The following is a 26,339-nucleotide window of genomic DNA, read 5'->3' as shown; positions in this document are numbered from 1 at the left end:
CAGGCTCGGAGGGCGTCGGCTTGGGTAACGTGCCATAGTCGCTCGCGCGGCCTTGCCCAATCCTAACTCACGACGCGAGGGCAGTTGTGAAATAGCCCGACGCACGCTTGGCGCTGATCTCGACATCGGCGCGCCGAGGCACGAGGCCATCGGGGATCTCGACCTGCTGGATGATGCGGATGCCAGCGTCCTCGAGGGCGGCGGACTTCAGATTGCTCATCGACACCCAGCGGTCGATCCGGCGCAGGCCCAACCAGTGCAGGACATCGACCGACAGCGACTGGAACCGCATGTCCGGCACCCCGGCCACGGCCTCGGTGCGGCCGAAATAGTCGGCGGGGCGGTCGCCCGCCGCCGCCTGGCTGCGGGCGTTGTAGACCAGCAGCTTGACCACCTCGCCCAGGGCCCGCCCTTCCTTGCGATTATAGATCACCGCCCCCAGGCCGCCCCGCTGGGCCTGGCGGATGGCTTCTTCCACGCCGAAGGCCAGATAGGGCCGGCAGGTGCAGAGGTCGGAGCCAAATACGTCCGAGCCGCTGCATTCGTCATGCAAGCGGCAGGTGATGCGGGTCGAGGGACGCGCCAGGCGTGCGGGATCGCCGAACAGATAGACGCTGGTCCCGCCAATCGGCGGCAGGAAGACCTTGCGCTCGAGCTGCGACAGCAGGGCGGGATACATGCCGTCTGTGACGGTGAACAGGGCCTGGCGTAGCGCCTGCTCGGCCAGGCCCAGGCGCTCGGCCACGCCAGGCAGCCACCAGACGGGCTCGATGGCGATCTTGGTGACGCGGATGTCGCCGGTGCGGCCCAGGATCTGGCCGTCGGCCGACAGGCGGCCGCTGTCGAGAGCGGCGTTGATCTCGGGCATCAGAAGGTGGCCCGTCGTGACAGCGATGCTCGGGCGGATGTCCAGGCCCGCGGCGCGCTCGGCGGCGAACACGTCACCCACCCGATGGCCCCAGGGGTCCATAGTGACGATGCGGCCCGGCTCGGACCATTGCGGAAACGGACCCAGGGCCGCGGGCGGCGCGGTGCCGGTTAGGTCGGGCCGGTGATGGATCGACAGCGCGCCGGTCGCCACCGCCAAAGCCTGGTAGACGCTGAAGGCGCCGGCATGCACGCCGATCGCGTTGCGGTGCTCGCCGGCGTCGAGCCCGGCCACTACGGGACCCCGGGCTTGGGCGGTGTCGGCCCCCCAGCGGATGATCGGAGCTTTGCTCATTGGGCTGCCGCCTTGGCCTTGGATGACACCGGACAGAAGCCGTGGGGCGCGTCCAGGTCGGCCCCCCGACGCAGGATGAAGACGATTTGCTCGAGGCGGCTGAGGCCAACCACGGTCGCGGTGGCGGTGATCCACCACGACCAGCCGGTCAGGGCGACCAGAGGCCACAGGATGAACAGCAGGAAGGCCCCGGCCTTGGCCGACCAGAAGTGGAACATCATCACCCGTCCGGCCAGCAGCTTGGAGACCGGCAGGTAGAGCAAGGGACCGCCGAACAGAACGATCAGGGCCAGCAGGTGGTCATGGCTCACGCCCGGGACCCCCACTATCAGGAACGTCAGGATGGCCACCGAGAAGATATTATCGACGCCGGCGTCCAACTGGGCGCCGAACGGGGAGGCCTGGCCCGAGCGCCGCGCCAGCCAGCCGTCGATCAGGTCGGTGGAGCAAGCCGCCAGATAAACCGCCAGCGCCCAGCGGGGATGGTCCAGGAGTAGCAGTATCAGGACGGGCGCGATCAGCAGGCCGCGCGACAGGGTCACCACATTGGCCAGCTTCAGCCGGCCGTTCTCGATGATCAGGGACTTCATCGGCGTCGTCACGAGCCAATCTCCTGCTCGATGAGGCGAAGGGTGGTCGGTCGCGCGATGAGGGCTTCGACCGAAAAGGCGCTTCCGTGCTGCGGGCAGACGATTTCGTCGGCGTCGTTCACGAAGCCGGACTTCAGCGGGCCGCCGCGATGGGGGCACTGGTTGAGAACCAGATAGAGCCCGTCCTCGCGGCCCAGCAGGAAATATTCCCGCTCGCCCCGGCGGATAGGCGGCAGGTCCTTTCCGATCCAGGTCGCGCTCACGCCGCCACCTCCATCGGAACGCGACCCAGCGCGTCCTGAGGAAAGTCGGCGAACAGCCCGGCCTCCACCGCGCCCAAACCGCCGACCTGGACCAAGGCGGTCGGGTCGAGGCGCACGGCGCTGGAGGGCGTCACGGGCGCGCCCGCTCGCGAAAGGTCCGGACGGCGCGGCGCGGCGCGGCCCTGGTCGATCGCAGCGTCGAAAGCCCGGCTGACCGCCAGCAACTGGTCGCCGGCCTCGGCGAAGGCCAGGCGGGTCAGTTCCGCGCCGGCGACGATCTCGTAGCCGACCTCGGGACCATGGGTGGCGACCAGCGGCGCGGCCACCTCCTCGATCACCATACGCGTGTGGTGCAGGTCGATATGGGCGTGCTCGCCGAAATAGCGGGCGTCGACCTCGGGATGAAATTTCGCCAGGTAGCGGAAGTGATCCCGAGTGGAGCGCTGATAGGCGGTCTCGGCGTGCAGCAGAAAACCGATCTGCAGGAACAGGTAGCGCGGGTTCTGGAAGAGGCAATGAATGGTGTTGTGCAGGCGCAGGGCGGCGGTGTCGAACAGTGGCCAGCAGGCATTGTACTCTTCGGGCAGGTCAAACCCGCGCATCACCGCGCGATAGAGCACACTGTGCTTGCGCTCGTGCACCCCATAGCCGAACTCGTCGATCAGGATGCGAAACAGCGCCGACTGGGCCGGGCCGAACTCGCCGATCACCCCAAGCGCCGAGGCCGAGGCCTCGGCCAGCAGGTCGGCCGACGATTGCAGCACAAAGTTGCGATAGTGGGCCTCGCGATGTGGGCTGGTCCGCAGGAAGGCCACAAAGGGGCTTTCGGGCGCGGCGCGGACCGTCGTCAGCAGGGTCTCGGCATAGGTCGCCCAGTCGATGCCCGCCGCTGTTGCACGAGCGCGCTCGATCGCAGGAGTGATCAGCAGGTCCTCGAGCTCGGTCCGGGTCGCCTCGACCATGGCCAGGGTAAGGGGATCGTAGCGGCGACGAAGCTGCTCGACCACGTCGCCGGGCGCCCCGTCGGTCGGCAACAAGGCGTAGCGCGACTGGTAGGCGCGCATCAGGGTCTGGTGGCGGGCATGGTCCAGCAGGGCCGGGTCGGCGAGATCGCTGTCGGCGTCGATGCGCACTTCCCAGATCGCAGGCGCGCCCGATACATCTCGACCCGAAAGATGGCGACCGATGCGTGCGATGTCGGCGGCCTCGATCACGCTGCAGCCTCAAACGGGCTGTAGATCGAGATCGCGACGCCACTCAAGACGAACAGTTCCTCCAGGCGCCACCGTGACAGGGACAGGGCGGGGCCTGATGGGCTAGCGCGCAGATAGGTCGGCGCGTCCTCGGCGCCGGCGATGATCGGGATCTGCTTGATGATGATCCGTGACACCAGACCCAGGGCGTGGAGCGCGTGCAGCAGGCGCGAGCCCCCCTCGACAATTAGGCTGCGCACCCCACGGGCCTCCAGGGCCGCCATCAGCGCCGACAAATCCACTTGATCCTCGCCGCAGACGATCACCTCGACGTGCGCCCGCGCTTCCAGGGCCGCGATGATTTCGGGAGACGCCTTGCGCGACACGGCGATCAGGGTCGCCACCCCGTCCCTCAGCAGGCCGCAATCGGACGGCAGGTCGCCCAGGGAGCAAGGGATCACCCTCAGGGGATTGGCCCCGGCCGCGTGGCGCACGGTCAGTTCCGGATCGTCACTGCGCACTGTGCCCGCGCCCACCATGATGGCGTCGTGGGCGGCTCGCTGGCCATGAAACCAGGCGCGCAGGTCGTCGCCATAGAAGCCGAAGAGGTCCTTGCTGGACGCGCCGGGGCCCAGAGACAACTTTCCGTCGATCGTGAGTTCCGACAGCGTTGTGATTTTGACCATGAAACGCCCGCAGCTCGGATAGTCCGAATGCGGTTAAACGAGCAGCTTGGCCGTTGGTTTCCTAAGGGAAATAAAGAGCTGACAGTAACAATGCTTCGCTGTCGCGGCGTCCTTAGCGACTGACTTTCGTTCGCACCTTGGATTCCACGGCCGAAAGTCCGATGAGTACATCTCTGGATTTATCAAGTGTCGCGTTAAGCGACTTCAAATTCCTTCGTGTCGATACGTCTTTTCGCACTGGGGCGGGTCCATTCGAAGCCGATCTGGCGGCCTAGGCGGCAGGCCCGACGGGTCACGTCCGCTCGTTGCGCCGGCGGCGCGCGGGCCGCCAGCGCGTGGACGACGTCGTTCCAGTAAGGCTTTGCCGACTAGGCCTGCGTGACCATGAGTTCAGCCGGTCGTGGCTGTGAACCACCAAGCTAATCAGCTGATCAAGCCCGATCTATTCGTGGAAATGAATGTCGTTTTCTGGACCGATCCCGAGGTCCGCGAGTGGCCCAGCTTGAAAGGATTGGCAGGGCAGGGTGGTGAGCGGAATCTAAGGTGCGGATGCTCCGTGAATGGTGATTGTGCAGCGGACACCCCATCAGGCGACTTTGCGAGCCGTCATGCCACTGAGGCCGTCAAAACCAACGAGCCCCTCGAACATCGGCTTGGCCAGCACGTAACCCTGGATCAGGTTGGCGCCTAGGTCCTGAAGAACGCCAAGCTCCTCGGCGGTCTCGACCCCTTCGCAGATGGTCTGGATATTCAAATCGCTGAGCAGGGTGATCATCGACTTGACGATCCGTTGCTTGACCCCGTCTCGGTCGATGCCGCGGATCAGCTCCATGTCGAGCTTGACGATATCGGGTTGGAATTTCGAGAGCAGGCCAAGACCCGCGTAGCCGGCCCCAAAATCGTCGATCGCCGTCTTGAACCCCATTGCGCGATAGGTTCGCAGGATGTTGAGCAGATGATCGGTGTCGAGCTTCTCGTCCTCGGTAAACTCGAAGATGATCTTGTTGAGGGGGAAGCCGGTGCGCATAGCCGTGGCCAGGGTCAGGCGAATGCAGGCCCTGGGCTCATAAACCGCGTTGGGCATGAAATTGATGGAAAGCGACGCGCCAGTTTGGGGCAAGCCTAGGCCGGTGGCCAACTCGATCGCCTTGACGCGGCATTGTTGGTCGAACGCGTAACGGTTGCCGTCGGCGACCTGGCTCAAGACCGAGTAGGCACCTTGCCGTTCCGTGCCGCGAACCAGCGCCTCGTAAGCGAAGATCGCTTGGCCGTTGACATCGACGATGGGCTGAAACGCCATCGAGAACGGTTGTTCAAATCCGGTTCCGTCGCGGCAGCCCTCGCATCCCGTCGTCATGGTCCCGCTTCCTCAATCTCTATCCGGATTCAGCTTAGAGATTGTCGGTTTATGGAGTCTTGAGCGCCGTCCGCGAGGACTGCTGAACGTCCGCAAGCTGGCACGAGTCCAATTTCCGCTTCTGGCGCTGTCGCTGACTCCAAACCCTGCGACCGCACTTCCGCTGTCCGTCACATGTCGGCCCGACTCATAACCATGCGACTGATTCAATAAGCGCGGGTTTTGACTCCAAACTCTGCGACTGAGATTTGCACGGCTTTTGAGTCATTGCCTCGGGGGCAAGCGCGCTGGTCTGTGCCGATGGCTGGAGTAAAACGGAGCACCGCCAGGCGAGCACGCTAGACCTGGCGCCAGCCCTCAAGAATGTCGCTTACCTCTCTGGCGACGATCAATCTCGCCTCGGCGCGTTCCATGCCTGGGATCTTCAGAAGCAGATCATAATCGGTGAGCTGATGCCGGACGAAGGTCGAAGCGACAATACCGACGACCTTGCCAAGGGATGCTTCTGTCCATCTGGCCACTCCATCTTCGCCTAAGGAATATTATCGGAAGACGGAACAGGTTTAGCCGTGTTGCAATCGGACTGCGATCATCGCCACTAGGTCATGACAGCACAGGCTTTTGTACGTTCCCTCTAATGTCAGTGCAGTTCGTCCAACGCGCGGAGCCCTCTATCGCGCAGACCAACGGGCGCACTTGGAGTCGGAAGTTAACGCGTGGCCTAGCGCTCTGCGATCAACGACCAGCGCATATGGCGCCACGGCCGACTTGCCTTGCGCTGCGCTTCAGCATCCAGCGACCCGTCAGCAACCAGCAGCCCCAATCATTCACATAAGGATATCCTTATGTCCCTGTTGACTCGTCACGTCCTCTCGCCATAGATGCAGCCGTCGTGGTTCCCCGGGGCGTTCGCGCTTTGGGGCTAAGATGGGAATCCGGTGAGGTCGCTTGCGACCAATGCCGGCGCTGCCCCCGCAACTGTAAGCGGCGAGCCGACGTCCAATACGTGTCACTGATCCGCCGAACTTGAACGGTGGCGGATCGGGAAGGCCAGGACGAGAGGCGCTGACCCGTGAGCCAGGAGACCTGCCTCGACAGATAACGTCCTCCGGCGGGGTGCCCGGTCAGGTCGCAAGCATGCCCGACCTGCGCACCCGCGCCGGTTTGCGCCCGCTCGCGTCTGCTCGCCTCGCCATCAACAGAACTGGCAAGGCATCATGACCGTCACCGTCGCCACCCTCGGCTTCCCCCGGATAGGCCCCAAGCGCGAACTGAAGACCGCGCTGGAGCGATATTGGGCCGGCAAGAGCGACAAACAGGCGCTGCTCGACGTAGCGGCCGATCTGCGCGCCAAGACCTGGGCCCGCCAGCGCGACCTGGGCGTCGATCATATCCCGTCCAATGACTTTTCGTTCTACGATCACGTGCTGGATACGAGCGCCATGGTCGGCGCCATTCCGGAGGTCTATGGCTGGAACGGCGGGGCGGTCGAGCTCGACACCTTCTTCGCCATGGCTCGCGGCGCGCAGGGCGAGGCCGATTACGCCGACTGCGGCCACGGCCATCACCACCACGCCCTCGATGCGCCCGCCGCCGAGATGACCAAGTGGTTCGACACCAACTACCACTACCTGGTTCCGGAAGTGTCCCCGGACCAAGCCTTCGCCCTCGCCTCGACCAAGGCGATCGACGAATTCATCGAAGCCAAGGCGCAGGGGATCGATACTCGCCCGGTGCTGTTGGGACCGGTCACCTTCCTCAAGCTCGCCAAGTCCAAGACCGATGGTTTCGACCCGCGCACCCGGCTCGGCGACCTGGTGGACGTCTACACCAAGGTGCTGAACAAGCTGGAGTTGGCCGGCGCCACCTGGGTGCAGATCGATGAGCCCTGCCTGGTGCTTGATCTCGACGGCACAGACCGCGCCGCCCTGCATGAGGCCTACCGCCTGCTGGCGCGCACCGCACCGGGCGTGAAGCTGATGCTGACCACCTATTTCGGGGCGCTCGACGACAACCTGGAAACCGCCCTCGCCCTTCCTGTCGCCGGTCTGCACATCGACCTGGTCCGCGGCGGCGACCAGATTGACCGCGTGCTGGCCAACGCGCCGACCGGGCTCGTCCTCTCTCTCGGCGTCATCGACGGCCGCAATGTCTGGCGCACCGACCTCGAGCGCTTGCTGGCCAAGCTGGAGCCCCTGCTCGCCACCAAGCGGGAAATCATCCTTGCGCCATCCTGCTCCCTGCTCCACACGCCGATCGACCTGGCCCTGGAGCGCGACATCGATAGCGACGTCCGGCAATGGCTCGCCTTCGCGGTCCAGAAAATCGAAGAGCTTGTCGTCCTGGCCCGCGCCCTGAATGGCGGCCGCGCCGTCGTCGCCGCCGAACTCGCCGCCAGCACGGCCGCGGCACAGGCGAGACGGACTTCGGCCAAGATCCATGGCCCGCAAGTCGGCGCGCGGCTCGCCGCGGTCAGCGCCGCCATGACCGCTCGCAAGTCGAACTTCGGACGCCGCCGCGCCGTGCAGATCGCCCGCCTCGACCTCCCGGCCCTTCCGACAACCACCATCGGCTCGTTCCCGCAGACCGAGGAAGTCCGCAAGGCGCGCGCCGAGCATGACAAGGGGCGCACCAGCGACGCCGACTACGAAACCTTCCTACGCGAGGAGACCGAACGAGCCATCCGCTGGCAGGAGGAAGTCGGCCTCGACGTCCTGGTGCACGGCGAGTTCGAGCGGAACGACATGGTCCAGTACTTCGGCGAGCAACTGGCCGGCTTCACCTTCACCAAGTACGCGTGGGTGCAGTCCTACGGCTCACGGTGCGTGCGTCCCCCGATCCTCTATGGGGATGTCTCGAGGCCGGCTCCGATGACCGTGGAATGGTGGCGCTACGCCCAGGGTCTGACCGAGAGGCCTATGAAGGGCATGCTGACCGGCCCGGTGACCATCCTCAACTGGTCGTTCGTGCGCGACGACATCACCCGCGAGCGCGCCTGCCGCCAGATTGCCCTGGCTATCCGCGACGAGGTCGTCGACCTCGAAGCGGCCGGCGCCAAGATCATTCAGATCGACGAGGCGGCTCTGCGCGAGGGCCTGCCCCTACGCCGCAAGGATTGGGACGCCTATCTCGACTGGGCGGTGGAATGCTTCCGGCTGACCGCCTCGGGGGTGGCCGACCACACCCAGATCCATACCCACATGTGCTACTCGGAATTCAACGACATCATCGCTGCGATCGGGGCGATGGACGCCGACGTCATCTCCATCGAGACCGCACGCTCGAAGATGGAGCTGCTCGACGCCTTTGCAGACTACGCCTACCCGGCTGAGATCGGCCCTGGCGTCTATGACATCCACTCGCCGCGCGTCCCAAGCATGGAGGAGATGGCCGACCTGCTGCAAGCCGCCCAACAACGGCTGTCGGTCGGCCAACTCTGGGTGAACCCCGACTGCGGCCTCAAGACCCGCAAGTGGCCGGAGACCAAGGCCGCTCTCGTCAACATGGTCGCGGCGGCCCGCCAGGCCCGGGCGGTTACGGGGCTCTGACTTTCCTGGCGCCGCAAGCTTGCAGCTCGCGGCGCCTCTTTCCCGATCTTCGGCTAATTCCGCGGTCGATGGGTTCTCGACGGCCGACCGCATCACCCAATGCGTCGTGGTTCGGCCTTAGCCCATCGGCCCCCATGCTCTCTCAAAAGTGACTCAAATAGCCACCGTCGACGGCGATGACCTGTCCGGTCACGTAGGATGCGGCCGGCGATGCGAGAAACACCACGGCGCCGGCAATTTCCTGTGGTCGGCCCCAACGCCCAAGCGATGTTCGCTTCTGAAGATAGGCTTCGACCTCGGTGTCAGCCGTCATCGCCCGGTTTGCCTCAGTCGCGAAGTAGCCAGGCGCGACGGTGTTGACCGTGATGTTCCTGGGGCCGAGCTCGGCAGCCAGGGCACGGGTCAGGGCGTCGAGGCCGCCCTTGGCCGCGGTGTAGGCGGCGTCTCCGGACCTGGCGATAGGACCGGCGATGGAGGTGATGTTGATGATCCTTCCCCCCGCGGGCATGTGCCTCAGAGCCATACGCGTCAGGTCGAAGGGCGCGACAAGATCGATCTCGATCAGGTCGCGGACGGCGGCCCGATCGAGCGCGCCAATGGGCCGCCGGTCGCGAACGCTGGCGTTGTGGACCAGGATATCGAGGCGGCCGTGCCGGCCTGCCAAACTCTCGACAGCCACCTTCAGCGCCACTTCATCTGCGAGATCAGCGATGCACGTATCGGTTAGAGCCGATGGCTCCCGCTCGACCATGAGCGCGATCGCCGCCCGCAGTCTTACGGGATCGCGACCGTGCAGCACGACAAGCGCCCCAGCCCTGGCCAAACCGAGTGCAATCTCGAACCCAAGACCGCCGGAAGCGCCGGTGACCAGAGCAACCTTGCCACTTAGATTGAAGGAAGAATCCATTCCGTTCCTTGCCATATCTGGACGAACTCCGACCAGCCAAAGGAGCAGCCGGCTTCTCGCAGTTGCAAAATTCGGCATAGCTCCCAATTTGTGCGAAGTCGTCGCCCTGCCCTGCGCGCGGCGTTTGCCAGCAGATTGGAGCCCACCTTGGCTAAGCCCATGAAGATCGACTTCATCTCGGACGTCTCGTGCCCATGGTGCGTCGTTGGGCTAGGTGGGCTTGAGGAAGCCCTGAGCAAGGTCGGCAACCTGGTCGAGGCCGACATTCATTTTCAGCCCTTCGAACTCAATCCAAACATGCCGCCCGAGGGGCAGAATATCGTCGAGCATGTCGGCGAAAAATACGGGGCGACGCCCGAGCAGTCCGCCGCCAACCGAACGGCCATCCATGCCCGAGCGGCCGAGGTGGGGTTCGCGATGAAAACCCACGACCAAAGCCGCATCTACAACACCTTCGACGCTCACCGACTGTTGCACTGGGCGGGGATCGTCGGCGGCCAAGCCAAGTTGAAGCGCGCTCTTTTCGACACCTACTTCACCCAGGGTCGCAGCCCAGCCGATCATGAGGTGCTTGTAGACACCGCCATAGCCGCTGGCCTTGACGGCGAGGCCGCACGTGAGGTCCTGGCGTCGGGGCGTTATGCCGATGAAGTACGGCAAGCCGAACGTCGATGGCATTCGGCCGGGATCAATTCGGTCCCAGCCGTGGTCATCAATGACCGCTACCTGATCTCCGGCGGCCAGCCGGCTGCGGCTTTCGAACAGGCCCTGCGCACGATCGCCGCCGAGCTCGCCGAGCCCGCGGCAACCTAGGCCCCGCACCCCCCTTCCCTGGTCTGCGCGCGCCGTCGGTGGAGCGCCGAAGCGCTCCACCGGAGCCGTATGAGCGATATGTCGCGCCGCCAAACGCGGCCGCACCATCCGCTTCGGCATCAGGCTGCACATCATCGTCCGCGAGACCGAGGGCGAAGCCGGGGACGCCGCCAACAACGTGATCAAGTGTGTCTCAGATGACGCCATCGCCGAGCGGCTGGAGGAATACGCCCAACTCGGAATCGATACGATCATCGCCCCGGGCTATCCCCACCTGGAGGAAGCCTATCGCGTCGCCGAACTTCTGTTCCCGAAGGTGAACCTCAAGCACGATACCGGCGAGGCGACGCTGAAATTCCCCCATATCTCTCCGTCATTCGCAGCGCCGCTACAACGCGCCGCCTCGTGGCGTAGGACAGGGCCGGCCGGGTATGCGGCTGGCCCATCATAGGGTTTCCACCGATCAACATCGGCCGCTTAGCGGCCCAAGATCATGGTCGGCGCGGAAGCGCGCGCCGATGGATCATCGTCATGACGGTCGCTGAACTGGTCCCGCTGGTGCTCAAGTCCAGCATCTCGGTCCTGGTGTTCACCATCGGCCTGGGCACCGCCCCGCGGGAACTGGCGTATTTCGTCCGCCAGCCTGGGCAGCTTATTCGTTCCGTGATCTCGATGAACCTCGTGATGCCGATCATCGCGGTGCTGATCGTGGTCATTTTCCCGCTGCATCGCGCGGTCCAGATCACCCTTGTGGCGCTGGCCCTGTCGCCCGTACCGCCGATCCTGCCGAGAAAGTTGGTGACCGCTGGCGGGGGCCACGCCTACGTCATGGCCCTCTTATTCTCTGCGGCGCTCTTGTCGCTCATCACCATTCCGGTAGGCGGGATGATCCTCGATGCGATCTTTCCGGCCAAGATCCGCATCCCCGCCGGCCCCATAGTTCCGCTGATCCTAGCTACGGTCATCGTCCCGACCCTCGCCGGCATAGGTCTTCGGCTCGCCGCGCCGAGAGTGGCCGCACGCATCGCAGCGCCGCTGGCGCTTGCCGCCACCGCGCTGATCGTCGCCGCCGCTCTGCTGATCATGGTGAAGGCGGGACCCGCGGTCCTCGCCCAGATCGGAGACGGGACCCTGGTCGCCATCGCGGCCTTCGTGATCCTGGGTCTGGCTGCAGGCCATCTGCTCGGCGGCCCAACGCCCGGCGATCGATCGGTACTGGCCCTGGCCACGGCCTCACGCCATCCGGGCATCGCCATGGCCATCGCCCATCTGGTCAACCCCACCGAGAACGCGGTCCCGGCCGCCATCCTGCTCTATCTGGTCACCAGCATTGTCATCAGTCTGCCCTATGTGATGTGGCGCAAACGAGCCCATGGCGCTACGCCCGCCGCGAACGCCTCAAATCTCTAGCGCCCAGGGCTCGCGTGATGGCGCGAGCCCTGCAAGCGATCAGCGGAACGCCAAGCCTTCGAACTGGCCCGAGTTTCGCCAGCCATCGAGATACTTGAAGTACGCCGTCGCACCGGCGGGGTAGCCAACATTCAAGCGCGCCGCCGGGCCGGGATCCTGCCCCTCATTATTGTAGTAGCCAGGCGTGCAGTCGGGGGCGCCGATCATCCGCCCCGGCGCATTCAGCAGCAGTTCAACCCAGGCCGCTTGGGCTTCTGGAGTGACCTCGACCTGGCGAGCGCCGACGTCCAGAGCGTGCTTGATGGTCACGGCGATCGTGCGGCCGGCCTCGGTCAGGTTGTGCGGCACATTGGAGATCAGGTTCGCGCCCTGGGTCGGCTGCACGAAGAAGGCGTTCGGGAAGCCGTGGACATGGATGCCGTGCTTGGAGCGCATGCCTTCCGCCCAGGCCTCGGAAAGCGTCAGGCCGTCGCGGCCGGTAAGCTCGAACCCTGCCCGGCGCTTGTACTCGGTGCCGACCTCGAAGCCTGAGGCGTAGATGATGCAATCGACCTCGTACTCGACGCCACCGACGACGAACCCCTTTTCGGTGATCCTCTCAACGCCCTTGCCATCGGTGTCGACAAGGTGGGCGCCAGGCGTGTTGAAGGCCTGCAGATAGGCGTCGTGGAAGCACGGACGCTTGCAGAGCTGGCGATACCACGCCTTCAGCTTCTGGGCGGCCTCGTCGTTCTCGACGATGGCGTCCACGCGGGCGCGAATTTCCTCCATCTTCTCGAAGTCGGAATCCTCATAGGCGGCCAGCATCTTCTGCGGCGTCATGTCTTCCCGCGGAAGCTGGGAAATCTTGGCCCGGATCCGTCGGGAGAGGTCGGTCCACCCATCTTGGACCAGATCGACCTCCGCATTTCCACCCGCCTGGTTGGCGGTGAAATTCTCGAGCCAGCGCTGCTGCCAGCCGGGCGTGGCGATCTCGGCGAACCAATCGGGATCGATCGGCGCATTCGCCCGCACATCCACCGAGGACGGGGTGCGTTGAACGACGTAGAGCGCCTTACAAGCCCGCGCCAAATGCGGAACGGCCTGAACCGAGGTCGCTCCAGTGCCGATGATCGCAACCCGCTTGTCGGCGAGTTTCTCCATCAGCGCACCCTTGGGGTCGCCGCCAGTGTAGCCGTAGTCCCAGCGGCTGGTGTGGAACGAGTGGCCTTTGAAGGACTCGATTCCGGGAATGCCCGGAAGCTTGGGCACATGCAGCGGGCCGGTGCCGAGACCAATGAAACTGGCCGTGAAGCGGTCGCCGCGATTGGTCGAGATCACCCAGCGGGAGTTCGCCTCGTCCCAGCTCAGGTCTTTGACCTCGGTGTGGAAGAGCGCGTTATCATAGAGGCCGTATTGCGTGCCGATCCGCTGGCACTGCGCCAAGATCTCCGGCGCGTGCGCATACTTCTCGGTCGGCATGTGCCCGGTCTCTTCGAGCAGCGGCATATAGATCATCGAGGCGGTGTCGCACTGGGCGCCCGGATAGCGGTTCCAATACCAGGTGCCGCCGAAGTCGCCGCCCTTCTCGATGATCCGCACGTCGGTGACACCCGCCTCGACCAGGCGCGCGCCGGTCACCAGTCCCGCAAAGCCGCCGCCGACGAACGCGAATGTCACGTGATCGGTCTTCGGCTCGCGCTCGACGAGCGGTGTGTAGGGATCGTCGAGATAGTGGGCCAGGCGACCCTTCACTTCGAGATACTGCTCGTTTCCATCAGTGCGGAGCCGCTTGTCGCGCTCCTGGATGTACTTGGCGAGCAACGCCTTCTTGTCGATCGGCGGCTTAACAGCCTCGGTCGTCGTCATGCTAAAGACCTCAATCAAAATGACGAAGGTCCATGCGTCCGGCCCCCGCCCATCGCGGCAATATATTCGAAGTTAGAGTATGGAAGGCTGCAGCGCCACTGGCTCAGTGGGCCTCCTGCCCTTCGTCATCAGGTTCGTGTCAATCCCGCCGCACGGAGGTCCGCGATGGTTGGATAGCCATCGACCGCCATAAGTAGATCGGCCTCGGCCAGGATGCTCTTCAGCACGTGGGCGACGCCATCGGCGCCCCCGAGCGCCATGCCATAGGCATAGGGCCGCCCGACGCCCACAGCCGCGGCCCCCAGCGCGAGGGCCTTGACGACATCGCTGCCGGACCGCACCCCGGAGTCGAAGAGCACCGGTGTCTTGCCCGACACTTCGACCACGCCTTTCAGCATGTCGATCGCCGCCAATCCGCCATTGGCCTGCCGGCCGCCGTGGTTGGAGCAATAGATGCCATCGACTCCGCCATCGATCGCGCGGAGCGCATCGTCGGGATGGCAAATGCCCTTCAGGATCAACGGCAGCTTGGTCAGTGAGCGCAGCCAGGGAAGGTCGGCCCAGGTCAAAGGCTTGCCGAAGATCCGCCCCCACTGCCCGACCGCCGCCGCGCCATCTTCCTCCGGCGGCTTGGCCAGCAGCGAGCGGAAGTGCGGATCAGAGAAGTAGTTGGCGAGCGCGTGGCCGCGCAATTGTGGGAAGTTGGCGTCATTGAGATCGCGCGGCCGCCAGCCGGTGACCCAGGTATCCAAGGTCACGACGATACCCTTGAAGCCCGCAGCCTCGGCTCGACGCACGAGGCTCTCGGCCAGATCCTTGTCCTTCGGGGTATAGAGCTGGAAGAAACCTGGCGTGTCGCCCATCGCCGCGGCGACGTCTTCCATCGGATCATTGGTCAGGGTCGACGCCACCATAGGCACGCCTGTGGCAGCCGCCGCCTGCGCCGTGGCGATGTCGCCATGACCGTCCTGAGCGCACAGCCCGATCACCCCAATCGGGGCCATGAAGATCGGGCTCGGCAGCTTTAAGCCAAAGAGATCGACCGTGAGGTCACGCGTGGTGCAATCAACCATCATGCGTGGCGTCAGGCCCAGGCGCTTGAACGCCTCGGCATTGTGATTCTGGGTGAACTCGTCGCCGCAACCACCCTGGACGTAGGAGAGAACGGAGGGCGGCATGGCCGCCGACGCGCGCTGCTCCAACGTCTTGAAATCCACGGGCAGGTTGGGCCGAACCCCTTGCAGGCCCTTGAAGTAGATCTCGTTCTGGTAGGAACCGAAATCGGGCATCAAACTCTCCTTCAAGGAACCTGGGTCGCGGGCCTTGTAGCCGATCAGTCGCGGAAGCTGGGATCGATCCGGTCCAATTTCCGTAGCAGGGCCGGCCAGGCAAGACCTTCCGCCAATCGCTTCATGCCCGGTGCGGCGGTCTGTGTCTCGACCTTCTCGGCGACGCCCTCGTTCGGTTCATGCAGGCCGGCGCGGCCGGCGCTCAGCATCAGCACCTGCGCCTCGCAGGCGCGCTCCAAATAGTACATGTGCAGAAAGGCCTGTGGGACGCTTTCGCCCACGGTCAAAGTGCCGTGGTTGCGCAGGATCATTGCGTTCTTGGTTCCGAGATCGGCGACTAGACGCTCGCGTTCGTCCAGGTCCGTCGCGATACCCTCGAAGTCATGATAGGCGACGTCGTGCATCGCGATCATCGCCGTCTGGGTATGAGGCAGCAGACCTTCGGCCATGGCTGAAACCGCCTGACCATGCGGGGTATGGAGATGCAGCACCGCGTGAGCATCGTCGCGGCCCATGTGGACCGCCGAGTGGATCACAAAGCCAGCCTTGTTCACCGGCTGGCGCGCGTCCATGACGCGATTGCCTTCCACGTCGATCTTCACCAGCGACGAGGCGGTGATCTCATCGAACATGTGGGTGTACGGATTGATCAGGAAGTGGTGGTCGGGGCCGGGGACACGGGCCGACAGATGGGTGAAAATCAGGTCGTCCCAGCCATAGTAGGCCACCAGCCGATAGGCGGCAGCGAGATCCACGCGCAGCGCCCATTCTTCCTCAGACACTAGCTCCCTGATCGTCGGGGCCTCCGTCGCAATCGCGCTCATCGCATTCATGGCTCGTCTCCAGATTAGGTCTGGATCGTTGCACGCGCCCATGGACAAGATTGTCGCCTAATTGACAATCTCGCTCGGCCACGGCGATCTGACCGACCATGACCGCCCCGCATCCCGTCTCGGACGCTCCTCCGTGGTTTTCCACGCTTCATCCCGCGCGCCAATCCGCGCTTCTGGAGCGCGCGCGACCGAGCAGCGTTCTGGCCGGAGCGCGGGTCTACGGCTTGGGCGATCCGCCCGACGGCCTATGGAGCGTCGTGGAGGGCGAAGTGCGCCTGGTTTCATACCCGGCGATCGGCCTGGAGTCGGTGGCCATGATCGTGGGGCCCGGCTCGTGGTTCGGGGAGCTATCGGTCGTCGATGGCGGCCCGAGGCCGCATGATGCAGTGGCCGTACGCCCAACGCGCCTCCTGCATGTGCCCCTCGCGGCCTTCGAGCAGGTCGCCGAAAGCCATCCCCTCCTCTATCGCGACCTTGGCGTCCTGGTCTGCGGGCGACAACGCGCCGCGCTGACCTTTATGGCGCAGAGCATCGCCCAGCCGGTCTCGGTCCGCTTGGCTCGGGTGCTCGGGGCCGCCGCGCGTGCGGCCGGGCCGGACGCCTTGCGAATGCGGCAGGAGGACTTGGCGGCGATGATCGGGGTCTCGCGCCAGACCATCAACAAGGAACTCAAGCGTCTTGAGCGCGCCGGGATGATCGCGCTGTCCTACGGCAAGATCGCCGTTCGCGAACCGCAGGCCCTTCGCGCGATTGGTCAGTGAGGCGCTGATCCCGCTCGGGCTTTCGCATCTGCTGCGAGATAGCGATCAAACACCTGCGGCGGCTGATTCTTGAAGGACGCCCGAAGCTGCTCCATCGCCGTCTGCGCCTCGCGTATGCCCCCCTTGGTGGGCCGATCGATATCGAGAATGAGCAATAGGGACAGCGTCAGCAGAAGAAGCATGAATATTGCCGCCCCCCGCCCCCGGTTCCCAACAAAGACGTAGCCCAGGACCCCCGCGGTCACGATCAGATAGATGAATAGGACGACGAACACCTCCGTCGGCACGCGAGCCATGCGCGCCATCTTTCGCGAGGCGTCAAGGTCGATGACGTTATTCACGCTGTCCACGAAGGTGCTCGAGAAATCCAGGCCCTTGATGGTTACGAACGCAGACGCCGTCGCCGCCCAGAGGTCGGTCAGCATCCGGTCGTTCTCGGCAAGGAGTGGGGGGATCCGGTCCGGGGGCGCCGTGCCCAATGCGATCCGATTGTCTGTGTAGTTCAGCAGCAACTCACTAATGCGGGTGCGATGCGGTTCCTCCAGAAGCTGCGCGCGCAAATAGGCCGTCCCGACGGCGTTGGCCTCTTCCAGGACCAACACGCGCCGCGCATCGAACCGGTCCACCGCGAGGGAGAACGTGAACCCCATCAACAGGGCTAACAAACCAAGGACGGCTGATACGACATAGCCCTCAAGGCCGCCTTCACCGCTTCGCGCGCCTGAAGGATCCCGACGATCGTTCCAGTTGCGGAAGGCGATCCCTCCAGCGACGGCTAAGGCCATGATGATCAACATTCCGCCACCCAAGATCAGCAGCGGGGAGTTGTTCAACCAGTAGTGCAGGGTTTTCCAGACCATCGGAGCCTCCGCGGTCAGGCTCCGGCACATCATCGGCCCGGGATATCGGTAATAACCCGAATACTCGAAAAAAACGCACCGCGCTGACGATCGAATACTCCGGTCATGAATTTGCGCCGCGAACACTTGGAGCGATCACGGTGGAAAAATCCCGTCCTCACTCGTCCGGCGGCTCGCAGTGAGTGAAAGCCCCGATTGACGGCTCCGACAATTGAGGATCAGTCTTCAAAGCTGCAGCATACCGGGCAACCACTTTAGCGTGGAGAGATGCGTTGCTACTCAGTATCGCCGACATCTGTCTTGGGTCAGCTTCCAAGCTTGGTTCCAGCCTCCGCGTGACCGCGCGCCTGCCAATGCAGCAGCCCTAAGGCGAGGTCCCCGCGTCATGGGGAAAGCCCCTAAGCCAATGGATGACCCGGCCGAAGAGCCGCAGGGCGAGCGCGAACCCGCACCGCCGAAAAGCCCCATCCGTCGGGTGACGCTCATCGTCCTGGCGCTCGGCGTCGGCATGTTCGCTTATGGCGTATTTGCAGATCGCCTGACCCCGTACACCGACCAGGCAACCGTGCAAGCCTATGTCGTGCGTGTCGCGCCCGACATCAGCGGCCGGGTAAAAACAGTCAATGTCGCCGACAACCAAGCTGCGAGGACCGGCCAAACCCTCTTCACCCTCGATCCAGAGCGCTACGAGATCGCCGTCGAGTCGGCCGAGGCCCAATTGGCGACAGCTGGCCTTGAGGTCGGAGCCTCAACCGCAGGACTTGCTGCGAGCGAGGCAAACCTCGCCGAAGCTCAAGCCAACCTCACCAATGCCCGGGAACAGAGCAAGCGCACCTTTGATCTCGTGAGACGCGGGTTCGAAGCCAAGTCGCAGGGTGATCGAGCCCAAGCTGCGCTCGACTCCGCGATCGCCGCCGTCGGTCAGGCGGTGGCCGAAGTCGAACGCGCCGAGCAAAACTTGGGACCGCGCGGCGCCGGAAATCCACAAATCCGTCAGGCTCAAGCGACGCTCCGAAAAGCCCGGCGTGATCTTGCCGATACAATCGTCCGGGCGCCTTCGAACGGTGTCGTCACAAATCGTCAGCTAGCCACCGGCCAGTATGTGAATGCCGGCCAGCCTGTGATGACGTTCTTTGACAGCAGCGCGATCTGGGTCGAATCCGAGATGGAGGAGAACGCGCTTGAGCACATCGAAGTCGGGGATCCCGTAGGCATCGCTCTCGATATCCGGCCAGGACGTGTCTACCGCGGCAGGGTGGAGAGCGTCGGCTGGGGCGTGGACAGTCGGGAAATCGACTCCCAGACCGGCCTGCCGACGATAAGGAACGACTCTGGCTGGGTTCGCGAGCCCCAGAGGTTCGCGGTGCGCGTCCGTTTCGAACCCGATGACCGCCCGCGCGGCATACGGGTTGGATCACAAGCCAACGTCGTCGTTTTCACGGGGAAAAACCCGGTGACCGATGTGATCGGGCGGCTCTGGATCGGGCTGGTCTCATATCTCAGCTACCTGACCTGAGATGACGGGCTGGCCGAGATTCAGGCGTTCGATCAGCCTGGCGCCGGCGGACAAGGCCGTGTTGCGTCTGGCGTTCGCGGCGACCTTCGCCTTCGCCATCGCCGCGCTTCGAAATTGGGAGTTCAGCTTTCTCGCGCCAATGCTGGCGGTTCAGATTCTGGCGGCGAGCCCAGCATGCCCGAACTTTCGGCAAGGCGTGACCATTCCGCTGGTGATCTTCCTGGCGACGAAGGTCGCGCTTGGCGCCTCCATCCTGCTCATGGCGAATCCCAGTGTGCTGTTGGCGGCCATCGGCGTGGTCATGTGCTGGAGCTTCTACGCCCATAGGCGCGGCGCGCCGCCGATCGTGGTTCTGCTTGTCCAAATCGCCTTCTGTTGCGTGCCGCTGATCTCCACGATCTCGCGTGACGTGGCGCGCGACTTCTCAGATTTCCTACTGTGGAGCAGCATCGCGGCGACCATTACGGTGTGGCTCAGCCATGCGCTGTTTCCAGGGCCATCGAGCCCGCCCGGCGCCGCCCCCGTGTCAGCCGCCCTCAGCGTGGCGCACGCCTCGCAGGTGGCGATTTCCGACACGTTGGTCCTTCTTCCCCTGCTGGTGACATTCGTCGTCGGTGGCGACATCAACAATATCGTCATCCTCATGATCACCATGAATCTTCTGCGGGAGATCGAGCTTACGGCGGGGCGTCGCCTGGCCCTCGCGATCCTGCTCGCAAACCTGCTTGGCGGCGCCCTAGCGGTCTTCGCTCACCAATTCGTCCTGCTATCGGACAACCTGCTGTTGTTTCTCCTCACTGTGTTCCTTGCCGGTCTGTGGTTCGGGGGCCGTTTCGTTCGCGGCGGCCCCACGGCCCCCATCTATGCCCTTGGATTTGGAACCTTCCTTCTAATCCTGGGCCTTGCGGTCACGCCTTTGCCCGGCGGGTCCGACGAGCTCTTCACCGTTCGAATAGCCAAGATCGTCCTGGCCAGCCTCTATACCCTCGGAGCCTTGAGCCTAGTGACGCGGCTGCGCCTGCGTGCGCGGGCTGGCTAGGGGGTACTCCGGGCCATGCTTGACGGCGCGCGTACTTGACCTCGACATCACGCCCGACACTGATGTTGCATGACCACGGTTCAGCCCATGACGCCCGATTCTGAGCTCCAAGCTGCCTGGAGAGACGGTGCACGAGCGTTGCGCGAGGGCCGGGCGGCCGAAGCCCTGGGCCTTTTCAGCAAGATCACAGCGGCAGGCCAAGCGCCCTCCACAGTCTGGATCGGCGTGGCGATGGCTTATCGCGCCCTGGCCGATCGAGTCCAGGAACTCGCGGCTCTGCAGCAGGCGCTGAGCCTTGAGCCCCGCGATATTCGCGTGCTGATCATGGTCGCCGATAACCACGCCGCGGCGAACGATGCGCGGGCGGCGGGGGCTTACTACTCCACAGCGGTCAAGATCGCCGCAGCGACGACGGGCCTGGACCGAGGCCTCGACGCCGAAGTCGCGCGGGCTCAGCAGATGTTGGAGAACTACGCGGCCGGCTATGGCGACCATCTGCTCGATAGTCTGGGCGGTACGACCTTGGCCCAGCCCGAAGCGCGCCGCATGAGCCGCGCCTTGGATCTGATGCTCGGCAAGAGCGAACTCTTTCTGCAGAAGCCGACCTCGTTCTATTTCCCCGAGCTGCCCAACATCGAATACGCCGACCGCGCGCAGTTTCCGTGGCTCGACAAGGTGGAGGCGGCCACCGACGACATTCGCACCGAGCTAATGCGCGTGCTCGAAGAGGACGCCGCCTTCTCGCCCTATGTGGAGGCCGATCCGAACCGGCCGTTCTTCGACGGCCACGGCATGTTGGGCAATCCAGATTGGAGCGCCTTCTACCTTTGGAAGGCTGGCGCGCCGGTCCCCGAGAACGCCGCGCGGTTCCCGGCCACCATGGCCGCGCTCGAGGACGCACCGCTGTGCCGCGTTCCGGGTCGTACGCCTTCGATCCTGTTCTCGCTGCTGCGACCCGGCGCGCACATCCCGCCGCACCACGGGTTCATGAACGCGCGCTACATCTGCCACCTGCCGCTCATCGTTCCCGATGGCTGCGCCATGCGCGTGGGATCGGAGACTAGAGCCTGGAGCGAAGGCCGCGCCTGCGTGTTTGACGACAGCATCGAGCACGAGGCGTGGAATCGAAATTCCGACCAGCTGCGGGTGGTGATGATCTTCGACATCTGGCGTCCCGAATTGACCGCGGCGGAACAGGACATGATCAGCACCGTCCTCCAGGCCGTGGACGCCTATGGAATGGGCGCGGCCGCCGACGCGACGCTCTGAGGCCGTCGCCGTCCTTATAACTCCCTTATGTCGCCCGCTCGGGACTCGTCTCGAAACCTGACGCCCCGCGGGTCCACTCTCCAAGCCTGACCATAAGGCTATGGAGACATCACCGTGGCGGACCTCATCTATCTCGGCCTAGGCGCGGGGGCGTTCCTGCTCTTCGCGGCCTTCGCCATTGGCCTACGGCGGCTCTGACAATGTTCGTGGACCTGCTCTGGGCCGCCGGCGCGATCGCCGTGGCCGTCTACATGCTTGCGGCGCTGCTGCGCCCTGACCGCTTCTGACGGAATACTGAAATGACCTGGCAAGGATGGGCGGAGATCGCCCTGACGCTGGCCGTGGCCCTAGGGCTCGGCTGGCCTCTCGGCGTCTATATGTCCCGAGTTTGGAATGGCGAGCGGACCTGGCTCGACCCGGTGTTCAAACCGGTGGAGCGGCTGGTCTATGCCGGCTGCGGCGTGGATGCGACGAAGAGCCAGACCTGGTTCTCCTACGCAGCGGCCCTACTGGCCTTCAATGCGGTCGGCTTCGTCCTCGTCTACACGATCATCCGGCTGCAGGGCGTCCTGCCGCTGAACGGCCAGGGCTTTCCCGGCGTGTCCGAGCACCTGGCGTTCAACACCGCCGTGAGCTTCGTGACCAACACCAACTGGCAGTCGTACGGCGGTGAAAGCACCATGTCGCACTTCAGCCAGATGGCGGCTCTGACGGTGCAAAACTTCGTTTCCGCCGCGACTGGCGCGACCATCGCCGCGGCCCTGGCGCGCGGCTTCGTCGCCCACCGCGGTGAGGGCGTCGGCAACTTCTGGGCCGATCTCGTGCGGACCGCCCTCTATGTCCTGCTACCATGCTCCATCGTCCTGGCCCTGGTGCTGGTCGCGCTGGGCGTCCCCCAGACGCTCCAAGCTTCAGCCATGGCGACCACGGTCGAAGGCGCCGAGCAGAAGCTGTCGCTCTTCGCGGTCGCCAGCCAACTGGCCATCAAGCAGCTTGGGATCAACGGCGGCGGCATTTTCAACGTCAACTCCGCCCATCCGTTCGAAAACCCCAATCCGCTCACCAACTTCCTCACCGCCGTCTCGATCAACGTGCTCGGCTGGGCCGCCTTCTTCGCCTTTGGCCGTTCGGCCCTGGCCGGCAAGGACATTCGCGCCCTGGTGATGGCCGCCGCCATCCTGCTTTCGGCCGGGGCGACGGGGATCTATCTCGCCGAGACCCAGCCCGCTCCCGCCTTGGTCGCGGCCGGCGTCGACGCCAGCCAGAATATGGAAGGCAAGGAGATGCGCTTCGGCGCCAGCGCAACCGCCGCCTGGGCCGCCCAGACCACAGGCGCCTCGAACGGCTCGGTCAACGGCATGCACGGCAGCTTCATGCCGCTCGGCGGCGGGATCGCAATGTTCCTGATGATGCTGGGTGAAATCCTGCCCGGCGGCATCGGCTCTGGGATCGCCGTGATGGTTATCATGGCCCTGCTGGCGGTGTTTATCGCGGGACTGATGGTCGGCCGGACACCCGAGTACCTGGGCAAGAAGGTCGAGGCCAAGGAGATCAAGCTCGCCATGCTGGCGGTGTTGGTCATCCCGCTGTCGATGCTAGGCTTCTCAGCCATCGCCGCGATCCTACCCACGGCGCTTGAGGGCCTGCTGAACCACGGCCCGCACGGCCTGTCTGAGATCCTCTACGCCTATGTCTCGACCACAGCGAACAACGGCTCGGCCTTCGCGGGACTGACCGCCAACGCGCCCTGGTGGAACACGACTCTGGGCCTGGCCATGCTGATGGGGCGCTTTATTCCCATTGTCGCCGTGCTGGCCATCGCCGGCTCGCTGGTCGCCAAGCCCAAGCTCGCTCCGTCCGCAGGCACTCTGCCCACCAACAGCGGCCAGTTCGTCGGCCTGCTAGTGGGCGTAATCCTAATCCTGGGCGGCCTGCAATTCTTCCCTGCCCTCGCCCTAGGCCCGATCGTCGAGCACTTCCAAGTGCTGACGACGCTGGCCGCTCGCTGATCCTTCGAGGCATCCGACAATGACCGCGTCTTACGTTCCGCAAGGCGAAAACCGCCGCAAGGCGTCCACCCTGGCCACAAGTCTGTCGCCGGCCATGCTCGGCCGCGCCGCCCGCGACGCCGTGGTGAAACTCGACCCGCGCAAGCTGACCGGCAACCCGGTGATCTTCGCGACCTGGGTGGTGGCCCTGCTGGCCTCAGCCTCCGCCGTCGCCGAGATCATCGCCGGCCGCAACTGGGGCTTCGAGATTCAGATCGCGCTCTGGCTCTGGGCCACGGTGCTGTTCGCCAACCTGGCGGAGAGCGTCGCCGAGGGCCGGGGCAAGGCCGCCGCCGACTCGCTGCGCGCCACGCGGGTCACCACCAAAGCCAAGTTGATCGTCGACCAGGTCACGGGCACTATTGTGCCCACCCCTGCCCACAAGCTCGGGGTCGGCGAGATCGTTCTGGTCGAAGCCGGTGACGTGATCCCCGCCGACGGCGAGATCATCGAAGGCGTGGCCTCGGTCAACGAGGCCGCCATCACGGGTGAAAGCGCCCCGGTGATCCGTGAAAGCGGCGGCGACCGGTCCGCTGTCACAGGCGGCACCACGGTCGTCTCCGACTGGCTGAAGATCCGCATCACCTCGGAAGCCGGCAACACCTTCCTCGACCGCATGATCGCGATGGTCGAAGGCGCCGATCGCCGCAAGACGCCGAACGAGATCGCGCTGGCTGTGCTTTTGGCCGGGCTGACCCTGATCTTCCTGATCGCGGTCGCCACTTTGCTCGGTCTCGGCAAATATTCGGGCGTCATCCTGCCGCCGATGGTGCTGGGCGCGCTGTTCATCACCCTTATCCCGACCACTATCGGCGGGCTGCTCTCGGCTGTTGGGATCGCCGGCATGGACCGGCTGCTGAAGGTCAACGTCCTCGCCACCTCGGGCCGCGCGGTGGAAGCCGCCGGCGATGTCGACACTCTGCTGCTCGATAAGACCGGCACCATCACCTTCGGCAACCGCATGGCCACCGAGGTCATCGCCGCGCCCGGCATTCGCCAGGAGGTCGCCATGCGCGCGACCTTGATGGCCTCGCTTGGCGACGAGACCCCGGAAGGCCGCTCCATCGTCGATCTCGCACGCGGCCTGGGCTTCGAACTGGAGGCGCCGGAAGGTGCGACCCTGATCCCGTTCAGCGCCACAACCCGGCAATCGGGCCTGGATGCGGACGGTCAGTCGTGGCGAAAGGGCGCGGTCGATGCGGTGATCCGCAGCCTGGACCTCAAGCCTGAGCAAATCCCGGCCGATCTGTCGGCGGCGGTCGATCGCATCGCCCGGTCGGGGGGAACGCCGCTCGCCGTCAGCGAGAATGGGGCCCTGGTCGGCGTCATCCACCTGAAGGATGTCGTGAAGCCCAACGTGAAGGAGCGGTTCGCTGACCTGCGCCGGATGGGCCTGCGGACGGTGATGATCACTGGCGACAATCCGGTGACCGCCGCGGCCATCGCCTCGGAAGCCGGCGTGGATGACTTCCTCGCCGAGGCCACGCCGGAGGACAAGCTGCGCCTGATCCGCGAAGAGCAGGCCAAGGGACGGCTGGTCGCCATGTGCGGCGACGGCGCCAACGACGCTCCGGCCCTGGCCCAATCGGATGTCGGCGTGGCGATGCAGACCGGCGCCCAGGCCGCCCGGGAGGCCGGCAACATGGTCGATCTGGACAGCGATCCGACCAAGGTCATCGAGATCGTCGAGGTCGGCAAGCAGATGCTGATCACCCGCGGCGCGCTCACCACCTTCTCGATCGCCAACGACGTGGCCAAGTATTTCGCCATCATCCCGGCGATGTTCGTGACTGCCTTGCCCGCGCTCGGCGCCCTGAACATCATGAACCTGCACAGCCCGGAAAGCGCGATCCTCTCGGCGGTGATCTTCAACGCCCTGATCATTGTGGCGCTGATCCCGCTGGCCCTTCGCGGAGTGCGCTACCGGGCGGTGGGCGCGGCCAAGCTCCTGTCCCGTAACCTGCTGATCTATGGCCTGGGCGGCCTGGTCGCCCCGTTCATCGGCATCAAGCTGATCGACATGATCGTCTCCGGCCTTGGGTTTGCCTGATGGTCATGCGTGAACTTCTCATCTCGGGCGGCCTGATCGCCCTGCTCTTCGCCTGCGCCCTCCTGGGCCGCGCCGCCTAGGACGCCGCCATGGTCACGCCCAACACACAAAAAGAACCTTCCAGGACCTTTCTCATGACCCAGTACCGCGCACTCACCGCCGCCGTCCTCGCCACCGCCTCCCTTGTCGCCGCGCCGGCCTTGGCGCAGGAAACGAGCGATATGTTCGACGTGTCGTTCAATGTGGGCGCCGCCACCGACTACGTCTGGCGCGGCGTCAGCCAGACGGACGAGAACCCCCAACTGTCGGCCGGGATCGACACCACAGTCGGAAGCCTCGGCTATGCTGGAGCCTGGATTTCGAACGTCGACTTCAACAACGGAACTGACGCCGAGTTCGACCTCTATGCGGGGATCAAGCCCCAGGTCGGCCCAGTCACAGTTGATCTTGGCGTCATCTACTACGGCTACATCAACCAACCGTCCGGCCCTGAGCAGGACTTTGTCGAACTGAAGCTGGCGGGTTCGATGCCAATCGGCCCGGCCACGCTAGGCGCGGCGGTGTTCTATTCCGACGACTTCTTCGGCGAGACCGGCCAGGCGACCTATGTCGAGCTCAATGGCTCGGTCCCGGTCGCCGAGAAGGTTTCAATCTCGGGCGCCGTCGGCCGTCAGAACGTCGACTATGACGGCGACTACACGACCTGGAACCTGGGTGCGAGCTACGCCCTCAACGACGTCGTCGGCTTCGATCTTCGCTACCACGACACCGACGAACATGGCTTCGGCGACCTCTACGGCAGCCGGGTCGCCCTCGGCGTCAAGGCCGTCTTCTAGG

At 64.7% G+C, this 26,339-nt stretch carries 24 protein-coding genes and 1 riboswitch; of the genes, 12 read left to right on the top strand and 12 right to left on the bottom strand.

Features of this window, described 5'->3' with window-relative positions:
• Window positions 1-67: 67 nt before the first annotated feature.
• From Q8M13_RS14690 to Q8M13_RS14660, 7 genes are all read right to left on the bottom strand, one after another.
• Window positions 68-1,222 (bottom strand): GTP cyclohydrolase II, encoded by a 1,155-nt coding sequence (locus tag Q8M13_RS14690; protein ID WP_305300738.1) that lies wholly within the window; start codon window positions 1,220-1,222, stop codon window positions 68-70.
• Complete coding sequence (locus tag Q8M13_RS14685; RefSeq protein ID WP_305300737.1) at window positions 1,219-1,824, bottom strand: CDP-alcohol phosphatidyltransferase family protein; 606 nt, start codon at window positions 1,822-1,824, stop codon at window positions 1,219-1,221. The genes Q8M13_RS14690 and Q8M13_RS14685 overlap by 4 nt, the downstream gene beginning before the upstream one ends.
• On the bottom strand, window positions 1,821-2,075 hold the full coding sequence (locus tag Q8M13_RS14680) for a Rieske 2Fe-2S domain-containing protein (RefSeq protein WP_305300736.1): 255 nt from the start codon (window positions 2,073-2,075) through the stop codon (window positions 1,821-1,823). Before Q8M13_RS14680 ends, Q8M13_RS14685 begins: the two co-directional genes overlap by 4 nt.
• Window positions 2,072-3,289 carry an iron-containing redox enzyme family protein gene (locus Q8M13_RS14675; RefSeq protein ID WP_305300735.1) on the bottom strand — a complete coding sequence of 406 codons (1,218 nt, stop codon included), beginning with the start codon at window positions 3,287-3,289 and terminating at the stop codon, window positions 2,072-2,074. Before Q8M13_RS14675 ends, Q8M13_RS14680 begins: the two co-directional genes overlap by 4 nt.
• Window positions 3,286-3,954 (bottom strand): dihydrofolate reductase family protein, encoded by a 669-nt coding sequence (locus tag Q8M13_RS14670; RefSeq protein WP_305300734.1) that lies wholly within the window; start codon window positions 3,952-3,954, stop codon window positions 3,286-3,288. Before Q8M13_RS14670 ends, Q8M13_RS14675 begins: the two co-directional genes overlap by 4 nt.
• A gap of 586 nt (window positions 3,955-4,540) precedes the next feature.
• Window positions 4,541-5,311, bottom strand: coding sequence for an EAL domain-containing protein (locus tag Q8M13_RS14665; protein ID WP_305300733.1), 771 nt, complete (start codon window positions 5,309-5,311; stop codon window positions 4,541-4,543).
• Window positions 5,312-5,649: 338 nt separating this feature from the next.
• The gene (locus Q8M13_RS14660) at window positions 5,650-5,832 is read right to left on the bottom strand and encodes a DUF2293 domain-containing protein (RefSeq protein WP_305300731.1); all 183 of its coding nucleotides are present in this window, start codon (window positions 5,830-5,832) and stop codon (window positions 5,650-5,652) included.
• 355 nt (window positions 5,833-6,187) lie between these two features.
• A riboswitch (cobalamin riboswitch) is annotated at window positions 6,188-6,420 on the top strand.
• A gap of 108 nt (window positions 6,421-6,528) precedes the next feature.
• Between Q8M13_RS14660 and metE the strand changes: the two genes are divergently transcribed.
• The gene (metE, locus tag Q8M13_RS14655) at window positions 6,529-8,859 is read left to right on the top strand and encodes a 5-methyltetrahydropteroyltriglutamate--homocysteine S-methyltransferase (protein ID WP_305300729.1); all 2,331 of its coding nucleotides are present in this window, start codon (window positions 6,529-6,531) and stop codon (window positions 8,857-8,859) included.
• A gap of 142 nt (window positions 8,860-9,001) precedes the next feature.
• Here metE and Q8M13_RS14650 read toward each other — a convergent pair whose 3' ends face one another.
• Window positions 9,002-9,766: an SDR family oxidoreductase gene (locus tag Q8M13_RS14650; RefSeq protein WP_305300728.1), complete on the bottom strand. Its 765-nt coding sequence runs from the start codon at window positions 9,764-9,766 to the stop codon at window positions 9,002-9,004.
• A gap of 147 nt (window positions 9,767-9,913) precedes the next feature.
• Here Q8M13_RS14650 and Q8M13_RS14645 point away from each other — a divergent pair, with 147 nt between their 5' ends.
• The 3 genes from Q8M13_RS14645 (at window position 9,914) to Q8M13_RS14635 (ending at window position 11,989) form a co-directional block, all read left to right on the top strand.
• Window positions 9,914-10,579: a DsbA family oxidoreductase gene (locus tag Q8M13_RS14645; RefSeq protein ID WP_305300727.1), complete on the top strand. Its 666-nt coding sequence runs from the start codon at window positions 9,914-9,916 to the stop codon at window positions 10,577-10,579.
• 178 nt (window positions 10,580-10,757) lie between these two features.
• Window positions 10,758-11,030: a hypothetical protein gene (locus Q8M13_RS14640; RefSeq protein ID WP_305300726.1), complete on the top strand. Its 273-nt coding sequence runs from the start codon at window positions 10,758-10,760 to the stop codon at window positions 11,028-11,030.
• Window positions 11,031-11,110: 80 nt separating this feature from the next.
• Window positions 11,111-11,989: a hypothetical protein gene (locus Q8M13_RS14635; protein ID WP_305300725.1), complete on the top strand. Its 879-nt coding sequence runs from the start codon at window positions 11,111-11,113 to the stop codon at window positions 11,987-11,989.
• Window positions 11,990-12,028: 39 nt separating this feature from the next.
• Here Q8M13_RS14635 and Q8M13_RS14630 read toward each other — a convergent pair whose 3' ends face one another.
• The 3 genes from Q8M13_RS14630 to Q8M13_RS14620 all read right to left on the bottom strand — a co-directional run bounded on the left by Q8M13_RS14630 (window position 12,029) and on the right by Q8M13_RS14620 (window position 15,950).
• Window positions 12,029-13,837, bottom strand: coding sequence for an NAD(P)/FAD-dependent oxidoreductase (locus Q8M13_RS14630; RefSeq protein ID WP_305300723.1), 1,809 nt, complete (start codon window positions 13,835-13,837; stop codon window positions 12,029-12,031).
• A gap of 128 nt (window positions 13,838-13,965) precedes the next feature.
• Complete coding sequence (locus tag Q8M13_RS14625) at window positions 13,966-15,126, bottom strand: alpha-hydroxy-acid oxidizing protein (RefSeq protein ID WP_305300722.1); 1,161 nt, start codon at window positions 15,124-15,126, stop codon at window positions 13,966-13,968.
• 44 nt (window positions 15,127-15,170) lie between these two features.
• Complete coding sequence (locus Q8M13_RS14620) at window positions 15,171-15,950, bottom strand: class II aldolase/adducin family protein (protein WP_370870074.1); 780 nt, start codon at window positions 15,948-15,950, stop codon at window positions 15,171-15,173.
• A 107-nt stretch (window positions 15,951-16,057) separates the two neighbouring features.
• Between Q8M13_RS14620 and Q8M13_RS14615 the strand changes: the two genes are divergently transcribed.
• A complete protein-coding gene (locus tag Q8M13_RS14615) occupies window positions 16,058-16,720 on the top strand; it encodes a Crp/Fnr family transcriptional regulator (protein WP_305300719.1) in 663 nt (220 codons plus the stop codon).
• On the opposite strand, the gene Q8M13_RS14610 is transcribed toward Q8M13_RS14615, so the two are convergent.
• Window positions 16,714-17,580: a hypothetical protein gene (locus Q8M13_RS14610; RefSeq protein WP_305300717.1), complete on the bottom strand. Its 867-nt coding sequence runs from the start codon at window positions 17,578-17,580 to the stop codon at window positions 16,714-16,716. The two genes, Q8M13_RS14615 and Q8M13_RS14610, sit on opposite strands and share 7 nt — an antisense overlap.
• A 508-nt stretch (window positions 17,581-18,088) precedes the next feature.
• Here Q8M13_RS14610 and Q8M13_RS14605 point away from each other — a divergent pair.
• From Q8M13_RS14605 to Q8M13_RS14580, 7 genes are all read left to right on the top strand, one after another.
• On the top strand, window positions 18,089-19,096 hold the full coding sequence (locus Q8M13_RS14605) for an HlyD family secretion protein (RefSeq protein ID WP_305300716.1): 1,008 nt from the start codon (window positions 18,089-18,091) through the stop codon (window positions 19,094-19,096).
• A 58-nt stretch (window positions 19,097-19,154) separates the two neighbouring features.
• On the top strand, window positions 19,155-20,135 hold the full coding sequence (locus Q8M13_RS14600) for a DUF2955 domain-containing protein (RefSeq protein WP_305300715.1): 981 nt from the start codon (window positions 19,155-19,157) through the stop codon (window positions 20,133-20,135).
• An 87-nt stretch (window positions 20,136-20,222) separates the two neighbouring features.
• Window positions 20,223-21,404, top strand: coding sequence for an aspartyl/asparaginyl beta-hydroxylase domain-containing protein (locus tag Q8M13_RS14595; RefSeq protein ID WP_305300714.1), 1,182 nt, complete (start codon window positions 20,223-20,225; stop codon window positions 21,402-21,404).
• Between the two features lie 200 nt (window positions 21,405-21,604).
• The gene (locus tag Q8M13_RS21060) at window positions 21,605-21,691 is read left to right on the top strand and encodes a potassium-transporting ATPase subunit F (RefSeq protein WP_156406174.1); all 87 of its coding nucleotides are present in this window, start codon (window positions 21,605-21,607) and stop codon (window positions 21,689-21,691) included.
• A gap of 12 nt (window positions 21,692-21,703) precedes the next feature.
• On the top strand, window positions 21,704-23,413 hold the full coding sequence (kdpA, locus tag Q8M13_RS14590; RefSeq protein ID WP_305300713.1) for a potassium-transporting ATPase subunit KdpA: 1,710 nt from the start codon (window positions 21,704-21,706) through the stop codon (window positions 23,411-23,413).
• A 19-nt stretch (window positions 23,414-23,432) separates the two neighbouring features.
• A complete protein-coding gene (gene kdpB, locus Q8M13_RS14585; protein ID WP_305300712.1) occupies window positions 23,433-25,502 on the top strand; it encodes a potassium-transporting ATPase subunit KdpB in 2,070 nt (689 codons plus the stop codon).
• Window positions 25,503-25,636: 134 nt separating this feature from the next.
• Window positions 25,637-26,338: a TorF family putative porin gene (locus Q8M13_RS14580; protein WP_305300710.1), complete on the top strand. Its 702-nt coding sequence runs from the start codon at window positions 25,637-25,639 to the stop codon at window positions 26,336-26,338.
• The last annotated feature ends 1 nt before the right edge of the window (window position 26,339 follow it).

Origin of the sequence: Phenylobacterium sp. (assembly GCF_030681155.1) — a bacterium.
Classification (GTDB): domain Bacteria; phylum Pseudomonadota; class Alphaproteobacteria; order Caulobacterales; family Caulobacteraceae; genus Phenylobacterium.
The sequence above is the reverse complement of the archived record's forward strand: the minus strand, read 5'-3'. Positions and strand labels throughout refer to the sequence as shown.